The sequence below is a fragment of the Ruegeria sp. AK11 genome, from assembly GCF_056541095.1.
Map to the genome: position 1 here is coordinate 36,443 of NZ_JBQFXU010000005.1, position 17,364 is coordinate 53,806.

Sequence of the window (17,364 nt, forward strand, 5' to 3'; positions counted from 1 at the left end):
GCCGGGCCTTGTCATAGCGGAGAAGTTCCATGTCGCGCCTCAGCACGATCCGCCCGAGTAACCTGGTGTTGCTCGCAGCAGCGCCCTTTATTATCTACTTGTTCGCCACATCCTCAAAATACTTGCGGTCTCTGGTCGCAATTCTGGGGATCGGCACAGACGCGGGGGCCATCTTTGTTGGATTTCTGCTGATTGCGACCGTTGCGATCCTTGGATATCTTTGCGCACGCTACGTGCGGTTTTCACAGAACTCCCCCGGCTGGTTGCGGCTCTGCGCGCTTGCCGCGTTACCGGCTGCTGCGGCGCTTTTGGTCATCAGCTTTGTTTCTCCGCAACTTCTGATGCCATTTGTCGAGTCGGTCTTCTTTCATGCGCTCAGCGAAAACACCTCGCCCCTCATCGATCGGTCCAATCAGACCTGGGTACTGTTTCCGGACGTGATCGCCAGGGTTCAGACGGGATTACAGGTTATCCTGGCGGTTTACGCAGCTGTAGTCGCGCTTTGCCTACTGTCGGCACGTTTGCAGCCGCCCTGGCGCGGGCGCGTCTTGATGGGGTTGGAGAGTCTCACAGGCGCGGTTCTGTTTTATCTCATGTTCATGGCTCATTGGCAGTTCGCGACCGGGGTGGCCATTACATTCCGCGCGGCCATCTTTGCCTATATCTTCGCGGCCATTCTTGGTTTGGTCTGGGTCGGGTTGCAATCGTTTAAACCAAAGGCGCGTACTACGGTCGTCTATGGTTCGATCAGTTTGGCATTGCTGGCAGCTTCGGCCTTTTTCTTCATGCAGCCGCAGGTCAGCTTTGTTCTGGTGGGCAGCACCGAGGGGCGTATCGCGGTTGTGCGCGGCACGCCGCAGGCGCAGGCTGACATTATCCGGTTTGGCGAGTTCGATGGGGCCGGCGGTCAGCAATATCGCATTCGCAGCGCAACCGATGCCACTGCCGCGCTTGAACAAATCGAAACGGTCGACAGTGTCTCGGGCGCTTTTGTCCCGGAGGAGGCGCATACGCAAGGTTATCCGGTCCTGTGGCAAACAAGATTTCTACCCGACAAATACCGCAATCCGGCCCTGGCATTTGCCGTGTTCGGGTTTTTGTTGCTGACACTGACCATTGGCGGGGCTCAGCATAAGCTGCATCCTCTGGCGGTCGGGGCCGAGTTTTTCGTGGATACGATACGCGGCATTCCGATGCTGGTGATCATTCTTTATATCGGACTGCCACTGGCGGGCGCAGTCAAAGACGCCACCGGCGGCGGTATCGACATGACCAATATGACCCGCGGGATCATCGCGATCTCAGTTGGTTATTCCGCCTATATGGCAGAAATTTTCCGATCCGGGATCGAGGCGATACCGAAAGGCCAATTGGAAGCGGGCAGCTCTCTGGGTTTGTCGCGCTGGCATACGGCGCGGCTTATCGTTCTGCCGCAGGCCCTGCGGATTGTCACTCCACCGCTTGGCAATGAGTTTATCGCGATGATCAAGGACACGTCATTGCTGTCTATCCTGTCCGTCCGCGACATGACCCAGAGGATGCGAGAATTTCAGGCGGCTAGCTTTCTGCCCTTTGCCCCCTTCAACACGGCAGCAATCCTGTATGTCGTTCTCACACTCGGCTGCGCCAGTTTCCTGAAGTGGATCGAACGACGCACGGCAAAGGACACACGATGAGCGCGCTGGAACTTGGGGTTTGTTACTACCCCGAACAGTGGGACCCTTTGCAATGGCGAGACGATGCCGCCCGAATGGCAGATATGGGGTTGGATTGGGTGCGGATTGCTGAATTCACCTGGGGCCTGATCGAACCCGCGCGCGGTCAGTTCCACTGGGGCTGGCTGGATGAGGTGATTGAGAATTTGGGGCAAGCCGGTCTGCGGGTTATGATGTCCACCCCAACTGCCGCCCCCCCCAAATGGTTGATCGATGAGTACCCCGAAATCCTGCCTGTAGGGCCGGATGGTCGGGTCAGAGGGTTCGGTTCGCGCAGGCATTATTGTTTTTCCAGTGAGGTCTATCTGGCCGAGGCGCAAAGGATCGCAACTGAATACGCTCGCAGATATGGTCAGAATTCGTATGTCCATGCGTGGCAGATCGACAATGAGTACAACGACCATGATACAGTTCTCAGCTATTCCGATGCCGCGCGGACTGGTTTTCAGAACTGGTTGGAGGAACGATATGGTGCAATCGACGTATTGAACGACGCGTGGGGAACCGTTTTCTGGGGGTCGCTTTACTCACGGTTTGGTCAGATCGAACTGCCCAACGGGCTGGTCGCCATGCCCAATCCAGCCCACGCGCTGGATTTCGCGCGCTATTCTTCAGAGCGGGTTCGGCTGTTCAACAAAACGCAGGTGGATGTTCTGCGCAAATATGCGCCGGGCCGGGATATCACCCATAACTTTATGGCAGGCAGTTTCGAGTTCGATCATCACGTCGTGGCTGCTGATCTGGATATTGTCGGGTTCGACAGTTACCCGCTGGGGAACCTATTGGGCTCTTCCCTTTCGGATGAAGAAAAGCGCCGTTATCTGCGCACCGGCGCACCGGACTATCAGGGATTTCATTGTGATTTGTATCGCAGTCAGGGGCGCGGTCGGATGTGGGTTCTGGAACAGCAGCCGGGTCCGGTAGATTGGGCCGATAAGAACCCCTCTCCGGCAGAGGGGATGGTTCGGCTTTGGACCTGGGCGGCCTATGCACATGGCGCGCAAGCCGTGATGTTCTTTCGCTGGCGACAGGCAAAATCTGCTCAAGAACAATACCATACAGCGATATTGCGGTCAGATGGCAGCCTGGATCAGGCTGCTATTGAATTGGCTGAGATCGTAAAGGATCGCGCCATTTTGCCACCCGAGAGGCGGGCAAAAGCGCGGGTTGCAATGCTGCTGGATTATACCTCGATCTGGGCGGCGGATATCCTGCCGCATGACAGGGATTTCCCCAATGTCCAGATTTTTCGCGAGTGGCACACTGCTATTCGTGGTTTTGGGGTCGATCTTGATTTTGTTGGCCCTGAAGATGAACTGAGCGGCTATGCCCTCATCGTATTACCGCAAAGCATGATCGTGACGGCTGACCTTGCAGACAAGCTTGACGCTTCGGGAGCCAAGATACTGATAGGTGCCCGTTCCGGCAGCAAGACATCCGGGTTGAACACTCCTTCCAATCTGGCTCCGGGCGAACTGGCAAAGTTAACAGGTATCCGTGTCACGCGCGTCGAATCACTCCCTTCACTTGCGCAGGAGGCTGTGGTTCTTCACGATGGGCAGCAATTTGAATTCACCGGCTGGCGTGAAATCATCGAGACCAAAGAGCACGTATTGGCCCGCTTCAAGAGCGCTTATTGTGATGCCAGCCCGGCGGTCATCCGTTCTGATCGCACGACCTATCTGGCAATGGTTCCGCGAAATGAGCTTTTGCAGGCGATTGTCGGTGAGGTACTGAATTGGGCTGGGATAAATGCAACGCCTTGCGACCCCGATATGCGCATAACCCAACGCGGCTCGACCTACTACGCGTTCAACTTCAGTGACGTTTCAAAGCCTTTGCCTGTTGGTCGTGAACGTCAAATTCTACTTGGTTCAGATCCGGTCAATCCAAGGAACGTTACCGTTTGGCGGGAGAATGCGGCGCCTCATAATTCAGCTTAGACGTGTCAAATCGTGAAACTGGACATAAGAATTTCGAAAACTGTCACTTTTGGACTGACGGATGGGCGCAGAAAGTCCTATGAATAGAAAACAAAAAAAATCGAGTCCAACAACGGGAGAACACTAATGGTTACCAAGTCATCACTTTCCAGACGCACTGTTTTGAAAGGAGCAGGTGCCGCAGCACTTGCCGCGCCTCTTTACAGCAAGAGCGCACTGGCGTCGTCCGGTGAAATCAATATCCTGATGTGGTCGGATTACCTGCCGCCCAGCTTTATCGAAGAGTTTGAGACCCTTACTGGCATCAAGGTGAACTACACCGGGATCGGCTCAAACGAAGAAATCATCAACAAGATGAAGGCAACCAAAGGTCAGGGCTTTGACATCGTCTCACCGACCAACAACCGCTCGTTGCAGTGGGAGCCTCTGGAGCTGTTGCAGCCCTTTGACATGAACAAGGTTCCGGTCGACTTGGTGAACCCTGCCATGGCCAAAATCGGTACGGATGCTTGGAACTTTGGCGGCGCCGGGGTCCACTGGTTGCCGCATATCTGGGGCACCGAAGGTATTGCATACCGCACCGACTTGTGGCTGCCAGCTGGGGACGCACCATCCTATGGCGACGTCTGGTCGGAAGAAAACGCAGGCAAGACCATGGGCCGCGCGCATTCGATGATGCTTGGCGCTGGTCTCTACATGGAGCGTTCCGGCGAGATGGAACCGGGTTCGGTCTGGGCCGCATATGGCGATGAAGAAACCATGCGCAAGGTCTGGGGTCAGATCACCGACTGGTGCATTGCACGTAAGGATCGCATCAAGCTGATCTGGAACGACGCCGACACGCAGAAGAACGGCCTTCTGAACGAAGGTGTTGTTGTCGGTCAAACCTGGGACGGCCCACCACTGGCACTGAAATCGGCTGGTGAACCGGTGCACTATCAGGCGCCTATCGAAGGGGCGATGGCATGGGTTGACGGGATGTCGATTCCATCCGGCGCGGCGAATATCGACCAGATCTATGCCTTCATCGACTTCGCCTATCAGGCCAAACCTGCCGGTGTTGCCATCGACAGCCACGGGTACAACTCTCCTGTTCTGGGGGCTGACCAGTATTCTGGCGACACTTACAAGAAGAACTTTGCCGAGGCCTATCCGGGCGACTCGCTGGCCAACCTCAACCCGTGGCCGGCCGAAGCACCGTGGTATGCTGAAACGCGGACCGAGTTCGTCAACAAGTTCAAGAGCGCATAAGCGATCTGAAACCATGCCCCTCGCGTTCTGCGGGGGGCAACAATCTGTGCGCCGCTCCGGCGTAACGGAAAGCTATGTGGTGTGGTGACAGCACGCACCTCAGGGAGATACCAAAAATGAGTGCAGGGGTCGGAGTCGATCTGGAAAACCTGTGGATCCGCTTCGGTGACTTCGTCGCCGTGCGCGATGCAAACGTCAATATAAACGGGGGCGATTTCTTTTCGTTCCTCGGGCCCTCGGGTTGCGGAAAAACAACGATCTTAAGGGCTGTTTCCGGCTTTCTCGAGCCTAGCGAAGGCAATGTCCTGATCGGCGGCAAGAACATGCGGGGCATCGGACCTAACAAACGCCCCACTGCTCTGATCTTTCAGAACCTGGCGTTGTTTCCCTTGATGAAGGTCTGGGAGAACATCACGTTCTCGATGGAAATCAAAGGTGCCAGCAGCGCCGAACGGCGCAAGCGCGCTGATGAGCTTTTGGACATGATCGCGCTGCCGGGGCAAGGCGACAAACTTCCCAGCGAATTGTCTGGGGGTCAGCGTCAGCGAGTGGCCATCGCTCGCGCCCTTTGCGCCGAGCCGGATGTTCTGCTTCTTGATGAACCTTTGTCGGCACTTGACCTCAAACTGCGCCAGCACATGCGAACGGAACTGCGTGAGATACAGCAGCGGGTGGGCATTACCTTTATCTACATCACACACGACCAGGGCGAGGCACTGACCATGTCAGACAATATCGCCGTCATGCGTGCAGGTGTGATTGACCAGATTGCCGACGGTAAAACCATCTACAACGATCCCAACACGGCTTTCGCGGCCTCATTTGTCGGCGAAAACAACGTTTTCCGTGGCAAGATCAAACAGGTCATGGGCAACGAGGCGCTGATCTCGACCAACCGCTCGGGCGACCTGGTTGCACGGATATCGACCGCCAACCAAGGCAAGATGAAAGAAGGCGATAGTGCGATGATGTTCATTCGTCCCGAAGCCTTCGCCATTGCGCCCGAGGGGGCTTCGGGTGACCATTTTGTTACCGCGCGGGTCAACCACGAAGAATTCGAAGGCAACGTCTTCAACATCTTTACCGAAGGTGAAGGTGGAAAAGAGATCAAGGTGTCGATCCCGAACCATGGACAATCCTTCGAGGACCACACCGGACAGAACATCACGTTGGAATACAAGACGCATAATGCCGTCATCGTTCCTGCGGGTGAACTGGCTGCAGAATAAGGGGAAAAACTCATGCCCCAGTTTCTGAAAGACTTCTTCAATCGCAACGGCACCGGCATGGGAGTGGCGATCCTGGGTCTGGTTCTGTTCTGGACCATCGGCCTGATCATCCTTCCGCAGCTGTCGATGTTGGACTTCTCGTTCCGTCCGAACCTGCCGCCGCCAGAGATCGGCGGACCCAAAGACGTATATACGCTGGAGAACTACAAATATCTGATTTATGGCCCCGAAGGCGGCAGTCAGGACTACAACACCGTTGATCTGAGGGTGTTTTTCCGAACTCTTGTGGCTGCGGTTTTTGTGACGGTTTTCAACCTGATCATCTGCTATCCGATTGCCTATTACCTGGGTCAGGCCGAAGGTAGCCATATTCGTATCTTTGCGATCATGCTGATCATCCCTTACTGGATCAACGAAATCCTGCGCGCCTTTGCGCTACGCATCATCTTTGGGGAAACAGGTGTGTTGAACACGTTGTTCACGGGGTTGGGCATCTGGGATACGCCGTTCGACTTCATTCGCAATGACATCGCGCTCTATGCGGGTCTGGGATACGCGTACATTCTGCTGATGATTTTCCCGATGTATAACGTGATTGAAAGTCTGGACAAAAACCAGATCGAAGCAGCACGCGACCTTGGGGCGCCTTGGTGGCGGATACATTGGCGTGTGGTCATTCCTTATGCCAAGCCGGGGATCAGCTCGGGCTGTACCATGGTCTTCATGTTGTCCGCCGGTGCGTTGGCTGCGCCGCAAATTCTGGGCGGGCCGTCCAGTTTGTGGTTCACCCAACTGATCTATCAGCAGTTCAATGACAACAACGACTGGCCACAGGGCGCCGCCTACGCAATCGTTCTGCTGGTCACTTGTATTCTGTTCGTGCTGGCCATGATGCGCCTGTTCAAAGTGAACATGGGGGATATCGGGAAATGAACAATTCCTTCCTCCGTATAAGCATCTGGGTCTATCTGGCGATCTTCTTCCTGTATCTGCTGGGCCCGCTTGTGATCATGTCGATCACCGCGTTCAACTCGTCCGGCTTCCCCCGTATGAGCCCATGGGAATGTCTGACATTCCAGTGGTTTGGCGAACTGTTTCAGGATCAGCGCATCCTAAACGGTATCAAGAACTCGCTGATCATCGGAATTGGCACAGTGATCCTGTCCGTGGCGATGGGTTTGGCAGGCGCGCTGATGCTGACCCAGATCTGGCCGAAGCTTCGCGCGACCTACTATACTGTCATCATCGCACCGATCCTGATCCCCGGTGTGGTACTTGGTATCTCGACGCTGGTCTTCTGGGACCGGATCAACCGGATGCTGGGGCTGGGTGCAGACAGCTTTCTGTCAAACGGCATCTTCCTGACGGTGATCGGCCAATCCACCTTCATCGCCAGTTACTGCATGCTGGTGCTAGTGGCGCGGTTGCAACGGTACGATGTTGCCTTGACCGAGGCGGCACTGGACCTTGGGGCCAGCCATGCACAGGCTTTCCGCAAGATCCTGCTGCCCTTCATGCGCCCTGCAATCGCCTCGGCAGCGGTGCTGGCATTCTTGGCCTCGTTCGAGAACTACAACACCACCACTTTCACCTTTGGTGAATACCCGACGCTGACGATTGAGCTGGCTCAGAAGGTTCGCTACGGCATCACGCCTGCGATCTCGGCGCTGGCATTCATCATCGTTGCGCTGACGGTTTTCTTCGCTCTGCTTAACGAAGCCAAGCTGAAACGTCAGGAACTGGTGGCCGCGGCGCGTAAGAACGCAACGGTCGAGGAACTGGCTGGAAAGATCAAGCTGCCCAGTTTCTTTGCCGGTAACATGGCCGCCGTGTTGTTGGTCGCATTTGCGGTTGTAACGATCACCGTTATCGGCACAGCGGCGACCTACAGTCCGGCGCAATGCATTGCCGATGTTCGCGAGCAAAAACAGCTGGAAGCGGAACAACGCATTCAGGAACTTCGCAAGCAGCGTGAGGAACGCCGCAAACAGCAGGAGGCGGAAAAAGCCGGGCAGGGTGATGCCCAAACCGCGCCAAAGCCGTCAAATAACAGCGGTTTTGGTAATGTCTTCGCTCCGAACTCGCTGGATGGTAGCGAGAATGAAAGCAACGAAGGTACTTCTGAATCCGAGAGTGAGCCATCCAACAACAGTGGTTTCGGAGGGGTGTTTGACCCCAACAGCCTGAAAAGCGACTAATGCTGTGCTAAGCGGCAACCAACGCAACTGCCCGGACAGGATTCAAATCTGTCCGGGCAGATTGCGCTTCAGGATTTTTACATCACAACCGCCGATGGTCGACCCGTTCCAGACCACCGGTTCAGCGTTATAGTTGATCAGGAACACGTGATCGGCTGTCTCACGCAGTCGCAGTCCTGGCGGCATTGGCTTCAGGCTTAATCCCGTTTCTTCCGCAGCCAGGCCGATGACGCGATCCCATAATATTTCGTTTGGGAAGCCTGCAAGATACCAGAGCCCGTCCCCTGCCATAAGCGCAGGCGCTCCGTCGTCAAAACTCAGAATTTCTTCGGCTGATCCTGAAAGGCGATCAATCCAATGTTGTACCGCGCCGCCACCTCGGACAGTCCGGTTGTTTGCGGGGGGCAGTGTTTCGACCAAATCCACGTTGCAATCCAACCCTTTCAGGCCAGGTCGACCGACGACGGGGATCTGGAAATCACGAGTAATTGCGCCGCTGCGCGGGCCGAGGATTGCCAGATCCGAGTTGTCCGTTAACCTACGCTCCAAATCCGGGTCAATCGTTGCCAGTCCGGGGGCAAGGATCAGTGCATAATGCGCGGACAGGTCATTGGACGAAACGAAATCAATCGACAACCCCGCACGGCGCAATGCACGATAAGATGAGAAGACCAACCGGAAATAATCAAAGCCTGCTCCTTGCGGTAGCGATGTCCAGGCCCAGTCCGAGGGGTAATCAAACAATATGGCAACTTTGGATTGCGCCTGATGCACCTCGCCCAATGTGGATAGCTCATCCGCTGTCTGACGGGCCTCGTGCAAGGCAGGGGCAGGGCGATTGTCCGGTGTTAGCAAACCCGCGTGCATCTGTTCCTGTGCAAAGGGGGCTTGGCGCCATCGAAAGTAGCTCACAACCTCAGCACCGTGGGCGACAGCCTCAAGCGACCACAACCGTACCATTCCGGGCAGGGGTGCCGGGTTATAGGGCGCCCAATTCACCGGACCGGGTTGTTGTTCCATCACCCACCATCGGCCACGGCCTACTGCCCGGTAAAGATCATGGTGAAACGCCTGCATGTCCGGATCGCCTTGCTGAAGAAAGGCGGTCTTGTGGGCTTCGTCATCTTCCAATCGGTCCGATAGAAATCCGATCGGATAACTGTCCCAAGTCGCAATATCCATATCTGCGCCAACCTCGAAATGGTCGAAATCCAGAATACGGCCCATGTAGTTGTGCAACAGCGGCGCATCGGTCAAAGGTCGCAATACATCGACCTGAGCTTTGTTGAATGCCACAACCTGATCTGAACTGAACCGACGGAACGCCAGTACATGAGCGGGGTTAGGCTCGGTTACAGTTTGATTGGGTAAATCAACCTCATCGAAGCTACGGTACTCCATCGACCAGAACACGTTTCCCCAGGCCTTGTTCAGCTGTTCTATGGAACTGTATTGAACAGCCAGCCAGCGCCTGAATGCGTTCAGAGCCGGGGTGCTATAGCTGACGGTTGTGTCGTGACACCCATACTCATTATCGATCTGCCATGCCGCCACATACGGGTTGTGACCATAGCGCTTCCCCAGGACCCTTGCGATACGGACACATTCATCGACATAACCCTGGTGGCTAAAGCAATAATGTCGCCGTGACCCGAATTTGCGCACGTTTCCATGTGCATCCACGGCCAGCATGTCCGGATGTTTGTCCAGCATCCAACGCGGTGGCGTTGCTGTTGGTGTGCCAAGCACGACTTTCAATCCCGCCTCGCCAAGTGTTTCAACCGCATGGTCCAGCCATTCGAATTGCAGGGTTCCGGGGTGGGGCTCCAGCCGGCTCCAGGCGAACTCTCCTATGCGTACCCACGAGATGCCGGTGTCCACCATGCGCGCGGCATCTTCCGCCCACATCGCCTCGGGCCAGTGTTCAGGGTAGTAACACACACCAAGTTCCGGCTTCATAATATGATCCTGTGTTCTGCCTGCCCTCGCCCCGCGTTTGGCATTGCAAAGGTCATGCCGTTGGTGGGTTGGGATTCAATATCCGCGTTGCTCAACCCCTGCCGTGCCGAGGTGCAGAACAGCGTGCCCAAGCCGTCGCCACCAAAGGCCGGGCAGGACGTATGTGACGCGTCGAAGGAAATGGCCTTCAGGAATTGACCTTCGGGCGTGTAGGCCGCGACACGTCCAATCCCCCATTGCGCGATCCAGATGTTGCCGTCGGCATCAACCACCGCACCGTCCGGGTTCAGGCCTTCTTTGCGAAGGTCCAGAAATACCGTGCTTTTCCCTTCGGGCCATCCGCTTTCTGCATTCAAGCTCCAGCGCCTGACCTGCCTGACCGTCGTGTCACAGAAATAGGCCACGGATCGATCCGGTGCAAAACAGATTGCATTAGAAATCGTCACACCCGGCACGAGACATCTGAGTGTACCTTTCCAGAACCGATAGATTGATCCGGCCCCGGATTCAGCCTGTTTGCCCATCGTGCCGATCCAGAAACCGCCCCAAGGATCAGCGCGACCGTCATTCGAGCGGGTGATTAGGTTGTCTGCCTCAAGCGGCGTGACCAGCGCTCGATGCCCTGACTTCAAGTCAAACTGCCAAAGACCCGTTTCTGACGCCAAAAGCAATGTGTCACGATCCACCCAGCCTGCGGCAGACACATGTTCATCGAAATCCCAGCTTATCTGATGTTCGCCTTCGCGCGTCATCATGCGTTTGTTGAGAATGTCGAACCAGAAAAGCTGTTGCCGAGCGGGGTGCCATAGCGGACCTTCGCCCAACGCGCATGGGCGGTCGTCAAAGACCGTACTCATCCTGCCGCCTTGTCAAAGGCTGCCACGATTTGCCCCGCGCGTTCTGCGACTTCGACTGTGTCCATGCCGGGTTTGTACAGCGCTGATCCAATCCCGAATCCATCGGCACCGGCTTTGATCCATTGGTCGAAATTTTCGGGCCCGGCACCGCCGACGGCAAAGACGCGTGTTTCCTTGGGTAATACGGGTCGGAGTGCAGCCAACCCTGCGGGGCCTGCCATGACGCCAGGAAACAGCTTTAATCCTGTGGCCCCTGCTTTGAGAGCGGCAAACGCTTCGGTCGGCGTGTAAACGCCCGGCCAGCTTTGCATCCCCAACGCCACAGACCGTTTGATCACATCAGTATCATAATTGGGTGACACGATCAGCTTGCCGCCGGCATTCCGAACTGCGTCCACCTGATCAACCGTTAGTACAGTACCAGCGCCAATCAGGGCGCGATCTTCGAAAGCTTCGGCCAGAATGGAAATGCTGTCGAGCGGATCAGGCGAATTGAGTGGAACTTCGATCCGGTCGATCCCTGCATCGATGATAACTCTGCCAACCGCCTCGGCTTCCTGTGGTTGCAGACCACGCAGAATGGCGATGATGGGGCGGCTCATGCGATTTGCCTTGTCATGTTGCGCGCCAGCGCCAACCCGGCCAGGGTTGTTTCGGTGGCGTTTGCAGTCTCAACAAAAGCGCCCTGTTGTCTCAGCGCTGCCGCATAGACCCGCGATACGGCATCTGCGCCGATGATAGCCAGTTGTTGGCCCAGCCAATATGGACGAGTGGCGGCCAATTCAGCACCGATAAGCAGTCCGGACAGCCGTGCGCGCGCGATGTCTTTGTCCTGATCGTGCAGCAGGTCTGCAGCCCGCAAGCCGAACAGGCGCGCAGCCAACTGTTCGGGTTTGGACAATGTATCCGCCACAGCATCTGCAAAGGCATCTTCATCCCATCCTTCACCTATAGAATGCCGCAGAACAGATTGCGCACTTAACAAATCAAAAAGCTCTCCAGTCATGAGCGTCCGAAAGCTCACGATTTCACCTGCGCTGACCTGAACCCATTTCGTATGGGTTCCTGGAAGGCAGAGGACACCATCCCAGTTCTGGCGAGTTCCCAAAAATCCCGCGATTTGTGTTTCTTCGCCCCGCATCACATCCGGTGGGGTCAATTGCTTTAATCCGGGTATGACGAAGGCCCGGATGCGCGGGTCTGTGCTGGGAACACGGACCGGTACTTGCGGCAAGGGCTGCGACGGAACGGTAGAATAAGGTGCTTCGACCCAGCCTTGGCGTGCACCGACCATACCGCAGGCGATCACATCGATGGGGCCATCCTTCAGCCAGTTTTCAACAAGGTCCAACAGAGCGGGCTGGAAACTGTCGGCTTCGATACGTGCCATACCTTTGTCGGACTGCGCGCAGTCCAGCACCGTGGCCCCCTGCATGGCCCAGACCCGCAGGTGAGATGTGCCCCAATCGGCGGCGATCCATTCAGTATTCATTGTGTCACCCTGAAACCACGACGCCGCCATCAACCGCCATACACTGACCGGTCATCGCCCGGCTGGCGTTGGATGCCAGGAACAATGTCGGTGCAACCATGTCTTCGGGCGTCAAATGTTCTTTCAGGCATTGTCGATCCAAATGCGCGGCCAAATCTTCGGGCGTCGCCCACATATCCAGTTGTTTTTGCGTCAAGACCCAACCGGGAGCCAGCGCATTCACACGTATGTTTTTTGGTCCCAGTTCGCGGGCCAAAGACCGACTCATCCCTGTAATGCCCGCATTTGACGTCGTATAGATCGGATAGCCTGCATTGCCCATCATGTAGCTGATCGAGCTGAAGTTGATGATAACGCCGCCTTCTTTCATTTGCCGGGCCGCTTCCTGACAGGCGAAATAATAGGCTTTCAGGTTTACCTCGATCATCCAGTCCCAGAACTCGGTCGTGGTTTCCTCAAGTGTATGGCGTTGGTCATTGGCCGCGTTGTTAACCAAAACGTTCAGGGGGCCGTGGGCTTTGGCGGCTTTGGCCATTGTCGTGTGAAGAAGCTGGGTGTCGGTCATGTCACCCTGCATGAACAGAGGTGCGCGGCCGTGTTTGTCGCGCATCTCTTCGACAAAACCGCTGGCGTCCGATCTGCCGATAAAAGCCACATTGGCCCCCTGAGCCAGAAACCCATCCGTCAATGCTGCGCCCACGCCCGAGCCTCCGCCGGTGATATAGACGGATGACCCGTTCAAGTCATGAAATGTTGCTGGTTGGGTCATCAGTGGCTCTCTCTGGTCACAAGGCGGGTGTCTTTGCCGACAAGGAAATCCAGATCGGCACCTTGATCGGCCTGCAGCACATGATCGACGTAAAGTTTGGCATACCCGCGGGAATAATGCGGCTTGTCTGGTTTCCATTGAGCTCGGCGCGCGTCCAATTCTTTTTCGTCCACCAACAGTTCAAGCTTGCCGGCGCTGGCAGATACGCGGATGCGGTCGCCGGTTTTCACCAGCGCCAGCGTGCCACCCGCCTGTGCCTCAGGGCTGACATGCAGGATGACGGTGCCATAGGCGGTGCCGGACATACGGGCATCCGAGATACGGATCATGTCGCGAACGCCTTCCTTCACCAATCTGGCCGGAATCGGCATGTTTCCTACCTCGGGCATCCCGGGATAACCCTTGGGTCCACATCCCTTGAGCACCAGAATGCTTTTGGGAGTAACCGGCAGATCATCCCGGTCGATATTGGCTTTCAGGTCTTCGATGTTTTCGAAAACGAACGCCTCTCCCTCGGTTTCAAGAAGGGCATCTGTTGCGGCAGAAGGTTTGACGATGGCTCCGTTGGGCGCAAGATTGCCACGCAAAACGCGAAGGCCAGCAGCGGGCTTCACCGGATCGTTGAAGGGGCGGATGACGTCGCGGTTGAAACATTCGGCACCTTCGAAATGGGCCGAGATGTCCTTGTTGAGAACCGTTCTGGCCGGGCGCAGGAAAGGTTTGAGTTCGCTCAACACAGCCGGAACACCGCCAGCGTAACAGAAATCTTCCATCAGGTATGTGCCCGAGGGCATGCAGTTCACCAGAAGGGGAATCTCTGATCCGATTTCAAAGTCCTTGAGCGTCAGGTCAACGCCCACGCGACCTGCGAGTGCCAGTAGATGCACAACGGCATTGGTCGATCCCCCAACGGCTGCATTGGCGAGGATTGCATTCTCGAAGGCTTCCCTGGTCAAAATGTCCGATGGTTTCAGGTCTTCGTCGACCATTTCGACAATCCGCTTGCCGGTCAAATGGGCTAGGGCCATGCGGCGGGCGTCAACGGCGGGCAGGGCGGCATTGGTGGGCAGGCTCATGCCCATCGCTTCGACCAGAGACGCCATGGTGCTGGCTGTCCCCATGGTCATGCAAACCCCGGCACTGCGGGACATCCCGGATTCCGCGTTCATAAAATCCTGAAGGGTCATCTCTCCGGCACGCACGGCCTCGGAGAACTTCCACACATCGGTTCCTGAGCCAATATCCTGACCGCGATATTTTCCATTCAGCATAGGGCCGGAGCTGACAACGATCGACGGCAGATCGACCGAGGCCGCGCCCATCAATTGGCCCGGCGTGGTCTTGTCGCACCCGCCCAGCAGAACCACACCGTCAATGCCATATGCGCGGATCGACTCTTCGACATCCATGGCCAGCAGATTGCGAAACAGCATGGCTGTGGGTTTCATCTGGGTCTCGCCCAGCGACATGACCGGGAATTCGACGGGAAAGCCCCCGGCCTCCCACACACCGCGCTTTACCCCTTCGGCCAGATCACGCAGGCCGGAATTGCAAGGGGTCAGCTCCGACCATGTGTTGCAGATTCCGATGATTGGCCGCCCATCGAAGGCGTGATCAGGAAAACCCTGATTTTTCATCCAGGATCGATGGATGAACCCATCCTTGTCGAGTTTCCCGTACCAATGCTGTGAGCGGCGTTTTGACATTGTTCTGTGATGCTTTTTTTAGGTCTGGGTGGATTTGAGTATTTGTAAAAAGGTGAAATTCAAGCGGCGCGAGATGGGCGGCACCAATCTGGCAGCCAGTCGGCATGGGCAGACAGAAGGTCGTTCACCAGATTTCGAATTTGGCGCAGGTCCAGTTCGGCGGCGGTGTGCGGGTCCATCATGGCTGCATGATAGATATGCTCGGGGTTCTGGTCGACCAATGCCCTGACTGTGAGTTCCTGAACGTTGATCTGGGTACGCATAAGGGCGATCAGCTGCGCTGGGACGTCTGTGATGACAGAAGGCTGAATGCCATTTGCATCAACCAGACACGGTGTTTCGACAGCAGCCCCCATAGGCAGCTGAGGTATCTGGCCGGTGTTTGGCAGATTGCCATAGGCCACGTAGGCGGTGTCAGAGATGATTGCGTTCATTATGTCTGCCGCAAACTCATGGCTGCGAGTGACCGCTATGTCGCGCTCGTCAGTCAGGGTTTTGGCCTGCTCTTTCCAGTTGTTCATCTGTTCCATACAGCGGGTCGGGTATTCATCGAGTGGGATTGAGAATTTCTCGATCAGGTCCGCCCGCCCGTCTTTGATGAACCATGGCACGTATTCTGCCAAATGCTCAGAACTTTCGGTGCAGAAAAAGCCAAGGTGATCCATCACTTCGTAGCGCACCTTGTTGGGGCAGCGCGGCATCAGCAGCGGTGCCTTGGGGATCCTGCCGCTGACATAACCTTGCCGAAGGGCGGGGTATAAATCATGGCCCTGATGCTCAAGCCGCAGGAAGAAGGCGACGTGATTGACGCCCGCGACCTTGTAGCGAATGTCGTCTTTTGACAGGTCCAGATCATGTGCCAGTTCCGCCACCGTGTTCTGAACCGAGTGGCACAGACCGACCTGCTTCAAGGATGGGTATTGCTCGGCCAGTGCCCAGGTGTTGATGGCCATCGGATTGACGTACTGTAGCAATGTCGCATCCGGGCATAGCTGCATCATGTCATGCGCCACGTCCCACAAGACCGGCACAGTGCGTAACCCCCGCATGATGCCGCCTACGCCCAGCGTATCCGCGATGGTCTGGCGCAGCCCGTATTGTTTGGGGATCTCAAAATCAGTGACGGTACAAGGCTGGTACCCGCCAATCTGAAAGGCAGTGATAACGAAATCGGCGCCATCAAGTGCCGCGCGACGATCCGCATGTGTGGATACTGTCGCGTTTGACCCGACGGAACGGACCATGGCGCGGGCTACAGATTCGCTTTCCGTCAAGCGTACGGGGTCGATATCCATCAGCGCAAAATGACTGTCCGCCAGAGCAGGCGTTAACAGAACATCCCCCACGATGTTCTGCATAAAGATCGTGGAACCTGCTCCGATAAAAGTTATCTTTGTCATTTTACAGCTCCGAGGGTCAGGCCCGCGATAAAGTGCTTTTGCATCAGGAAGAACATGGCAACCGGCGGCAGCGCTGCTACGATCGAGCCCGCGCTCATTAATTGGTAGGCGGCGCGGAACTGGGCGTTGAAACTGGTGATGCCTGCCGTGACAGGTTGGCTTTCCGCGCCCTGTGTCAGGACGACCGCCCAGAAGTAATCGTTCCAGATGAAGGTAAAGATCAGCACGCTGAGTGCGGCTATTGCGGGTTTCATCAACGGCAGCACCACGTACCAGAAGATGCGCCATTCGCTGATACCCTCGACCCGCGCGGCCTCGATTAATTCAAAGGGCAGGGCCCGGATAAAGTTGCGCATGAACAATGTGCAAAAGCCGGTCTGGAAGGCGATGTGGAACAAGACGAGGCCGGTTTTTGTGTTGTAGAGGCCTAAATCCAGTGTCAGGTCGCGCACAGGCACCATCAGGATCTGGAATGGCACGAAATTGCCGGCTACGAACATAAAGAAAATCCATAGGTTCGATTTGAATTTGTAGATGCCTAGTGCAAAGCCGGTCATGGAACTGAGAGCAACGGCACCGATTACCGTAGGAATGGTGATCATGAAAGAGTTCAGCAAATATCGCGGCATGTCCGAGTTGAAGAACACCAGCCCGTAATTGACTGCACCTTCAAAACTGGATGGCAAGCCCCAATAGTTGGCGTTGGTGAAATCCGCCGCTGGTTTGACCGAAAACAGAGCCACCGCCAGCAGGGGCCCCAGCCACAGCAACAATGCAAGTGGCAGCATCGCCTGATAGGTGATCTGCGCGGCGCGAGGTTGTTTTTCGATGGGTTTGGGAAACAT

Annotated in this window: 14 protein-coding genes; 6 read left to right on the forward strand and 8 right to left on the reverse strand. The window is 56.1% G+C overall.

Going from position 1 to position 17,364, the window contains the following annotated elements; genetic code table 11:
- Positions 1-29: 29 nt before the first annotated feature.
- The 6 genes from ACR0D9_RS13340 to ACR0D9_RS13365 all read left to right on the forward strand — a co-directional run bounded on the left by ACR0D9_RS13340 (position 30) and on the right by ACR0D9_RS13365 (position 8,336).
- Positions 30-1,676 carry an amino acid ABC transporter permease gene (locus tag ACR0D9_RS13340; protein ID WP_480539106.1) on the forward strand — a complete coding sequence of 549 codons (1,647 nt, stop codon included), beginning with the start codon at positions 30-32 and terminating at the stop codon, positions 1,674-1,676.
- Positions 1,673-3,658, forward strand: a complete 1,986-nt coding sequence (locus ACR0D9_RS13345; protein WP_480539108.1) for a beta-galactosidase — start codon at positions 1,673-1,675, stop codon at positions 3,656-3,658. The genes ACR0D9_RS13340 and ACR0D9_RS13345 overlap by 4 nt, the downstream gene beginning before the upstream one ends.
- A 126-nt stretch (positions 3,659-3,784) precedes the next feature.
- Positions 3,785-4,909, forward strand: a complete 1,125-nt coding sequence (locus ACR0D9_RS13350; protein WP_209507630.1) for an extracellular solute-binding protein — start codon at positions 3,785-3,787, stop codon at positions 4,907-4,909.
- A 116-nt stretch (positions 4,910-5,025) separates the two neighbouring features.
- On the forward strand, positions 5,026-6,138 hold the full coding sequence (locus ACR0D9_RS13355) for an ABC transporter ATP-binding protein (protein WP_480487392.1): 1,113 nt from the start codon (positions 5,026-5,028) through the stop codon (positions 6,136-6,138).
- 12 nt (positions 6,139-6,150) lie between these two features.
- Positions 6,151-7,071, forward strand: coding sequence for an ABC transporter permease (locus ACR0D9_RS13360; protein ID WP_209597330.1), 921 nt, complete (start codon positions 6,151-6,153; stop codon positions 7,069-7,071).
- Positions 7,068-8,336, forward strand: a complete 1,269-nt coding sequence (locus ACR0D9_RS13365; RefSeq protein WP_480483655.1) for an ABC transporter permease — start codon at positions 7,068-7,070, stop codon at positions 8,334-8,336. Before ACR0D9_RS13360 ends, ACR0D9_RS13365 begins: the two co-directional genes overlap by 4 nt.
- Positions 8,337-8,378: 42 nt before the next feature.
- Here ACR0D9_RS13365 and ACR0D9_RS13370 read toward each other — a convergent pair whose 3' ends face one another.
- The 8 genes from ACR0D9_RS13370 to ACR0D9_RS13405 are packed head-to-tail and all read right to left on the reverse strand — an operon-like array spanning position 8,379 to position 17,364.
- Positions 8,379-10,295 (reverse strand): beta-galactosidase, encoded by a 1,917-nt coding sequence (locus ACR0D9_RS13370; protein ID WP_480483656.1) that lies wholly within the window; start codon positions 10,293-10,295, stop codon positions 8,379-8,381.
- The gene (locus ACR0D9_RS13375) at positions 10,292-11,152 is read right to left on the reverse strand and encodes an SMP-30/gluconolactonase/LRE family protein (RefSeq protein ID WP_480483657.1); all 861 of its coding nucleotides are present in this window, start codon (positions 11,150-11,152) and stop codon (positions 10,292-10,294) included. The genes ACR0D9_RS13370 and ACR0D9_RS13375 overlap by 4 nt, the downstream gene beginning before the upstream one ends.
- Entirely contained in the window at positions 11,149-11,754 is a 606-nt protein-coding gene (locus tag ACR0D9_RS13380) for a 2-dehydro-3-deoxy-6-phosphogalactonate aldolase (RefSeq protein ID WP_480487396.1), read from the reverse strand. Before ACR0D9_RS13380 ends, ACR0D9_RS13375 begins: the two co-directional genes overlap by 4 nt.
- Positions 11,751-12,644: a 2-dehydro-3-deoxygalactonokinase gene (locus tag ACR0D9_RS13385; RefSeq protein ID WP_480483659.1), complete on the reverse strand. Its 894-nt coding sequence runs from the start codon at positions 12,642-12,644 to the stop codon at positions 11,751-11,753. The genes ACR0D9_RS13380 and ACR0D9_RS13385 overlap by 4 nt, the downstream gene beginning before the upstream one ends.
- Positions 12,645-12,648: 4 nt before the next feature.
- On the reverse strand, positions 12,649-13,413 hold the full coding sequence (locus tag ACR0D9_RS13390) for an SDR family NAD(P)-dependent oxidoreductase (RefSeq protein WP_480483660.1): 765 nt from the start codon (positions 13,411-13,413) through the stop codon (positions 12,649-12,651).
- Positions 13,413-15,119: an IlvD/Edd family dehydratase gene (locus tag ACR0D9_RS13395; RefSeq protein ID WP_480477104.1), complete on the reverse strand. Its 1,707-nt coding sequence runs from the start codon at positions 15,117-15,119 to the stop codon at positions 13,413-13,415. The genes ACR0D9_RS13390 and ACR0D9_RS13395 overlap by 1 nt, the downstream gene beginning before the upstream one ends.
- A 59-nt stretch (positions 15,120-15,178) precedes the next feature.
- Positions 15,179-16,519 (reverse strand): alpha-galactosidase, encoded by a 1,341-nt coding sequence (gene melA, locus ACR0D9_RS13400; RefSeq protein WP_480487397.1) that lies wholly within the window; start codon positions 16,517-16,519, stop codon positions 15,179-15,181.
- On the reverse strand, positions 16,516-17,364 hold the full coding sequence (locus ACR0D9_RS13405) for a carbohydrate ABC transporter permease (RefSeq protein WP_480483663.1): 849 nt from the start codon (positions 17,362-17,364) through the stop codon (positions 16,516-16,518). The genes melA and ACR0D9_RS13405 overlap by 4 nt, the downstream gene beginning before the upstream one ends.

Excerpts from the sequence above, each read along its gene's own strand:
- ACR0D9_RS13370 (WP_480483656.1), bottom strand. The coding sequence starts at position 10,295 with ATGAAGCCGGAACTTGGTGTGTGTTACTACCCTGAACACTGGCCCGAG.
- ACR0D9_RS13390 (WP_480483660.1), bottom strand. The coding sequence starts at position 13,413 with ATGACCCAACCAGCAACATTTCATGACTTGAACGGGTCATCCGTCTAT.
- ACR0D9_RS13360 (WP_209597330.1), top strand. The coding sequence starts at position 6,151 with ATGCCCCAGTTTCTGAAAGACTTCTTCAATCGCAACGGCACCGGCATG.
- melA (WP_480487397.1), bottom strand. The coding sequence starts at position 16,519 with ATGACAAAGATAACTTTTATCGGAGCAGGTTCCACGATCTTTATGCAG.
- ACR0D9_RS13380 (WP_480487396.1), bottom strand. The coding sequence starts at position 11,754 with ATGAGCCGCCCCATCATCGCCATTCTGCGTGGTCTGCAACCACAGGAA.
- ACR0D9_RS13395 (WP_480477104.1), bottom strand. The coding sequence starts at position 15,119 with ATGTCAAAACGCCGCTCACAGCATTGGTACGGGAAACTCGACAAGGAT.
- ACR0D9_RS13365 (WP_480483655.1), top strand. The coding sequence starts at position 7,068 with ATGAACAATTCCTTCCTCCGTATAAGCATCTGGGTCTATCTGGCGATC.
- ACR0D9_RS13405 (WP_480483663.1), bottom strand. The coding sequence starts at position 17,364 with ATGTTTCCCAAACCCATCGAAAAACAACCTCGCGCCGCGCAGATCACC.
- ACR0D9_RS13345 (WP_480539108.1), top strand. The coding sequence starts at position 1,673 with ATGAGCGCGCTGGAACTTGGGGTTTGTTACTACCCCGAACAGTGGGAC.
- ACR0D9_RS13350 (WP_209507630.1), top strand. The coding sequence starts at position 3,785 with ATGGTTACCAAGTCATCACTTTCCAGACGCACTGTTTTGAAAGGAGCA.
- ACR0D9_RS13385 (WP_480483659.1), bottom strand. The coding sequence starts at position 12,644 with ATGAATACTGAATGGATCGCCGCCGATTGGGGCACATCTCACCTGCGG.
- ACR0D9_RS13355 (WP_480487392.1), top strand. The coding sequence starts at position 5,026 with ATGAGTGCAGGGGTCGGAGTCGATCTGGAAAACCTGTGGATCCGCTTC.
- ACR0D9_RS13375 (WP_480483657.1), bottom strand. The coding sequence starts at position 11,152 with ATGAGTACGGTCTTTGACGACCGCCCATGCGCGTTGGGCGAAGGTCCG.
- ACR0D9_RS13340 (WP_480539106.1), top strand. The coding sequence starts at position 30 with ATGTCGCGCCTCAGCACGATCCGCCCGAGTAACCTGGTGTTGCTCGCA.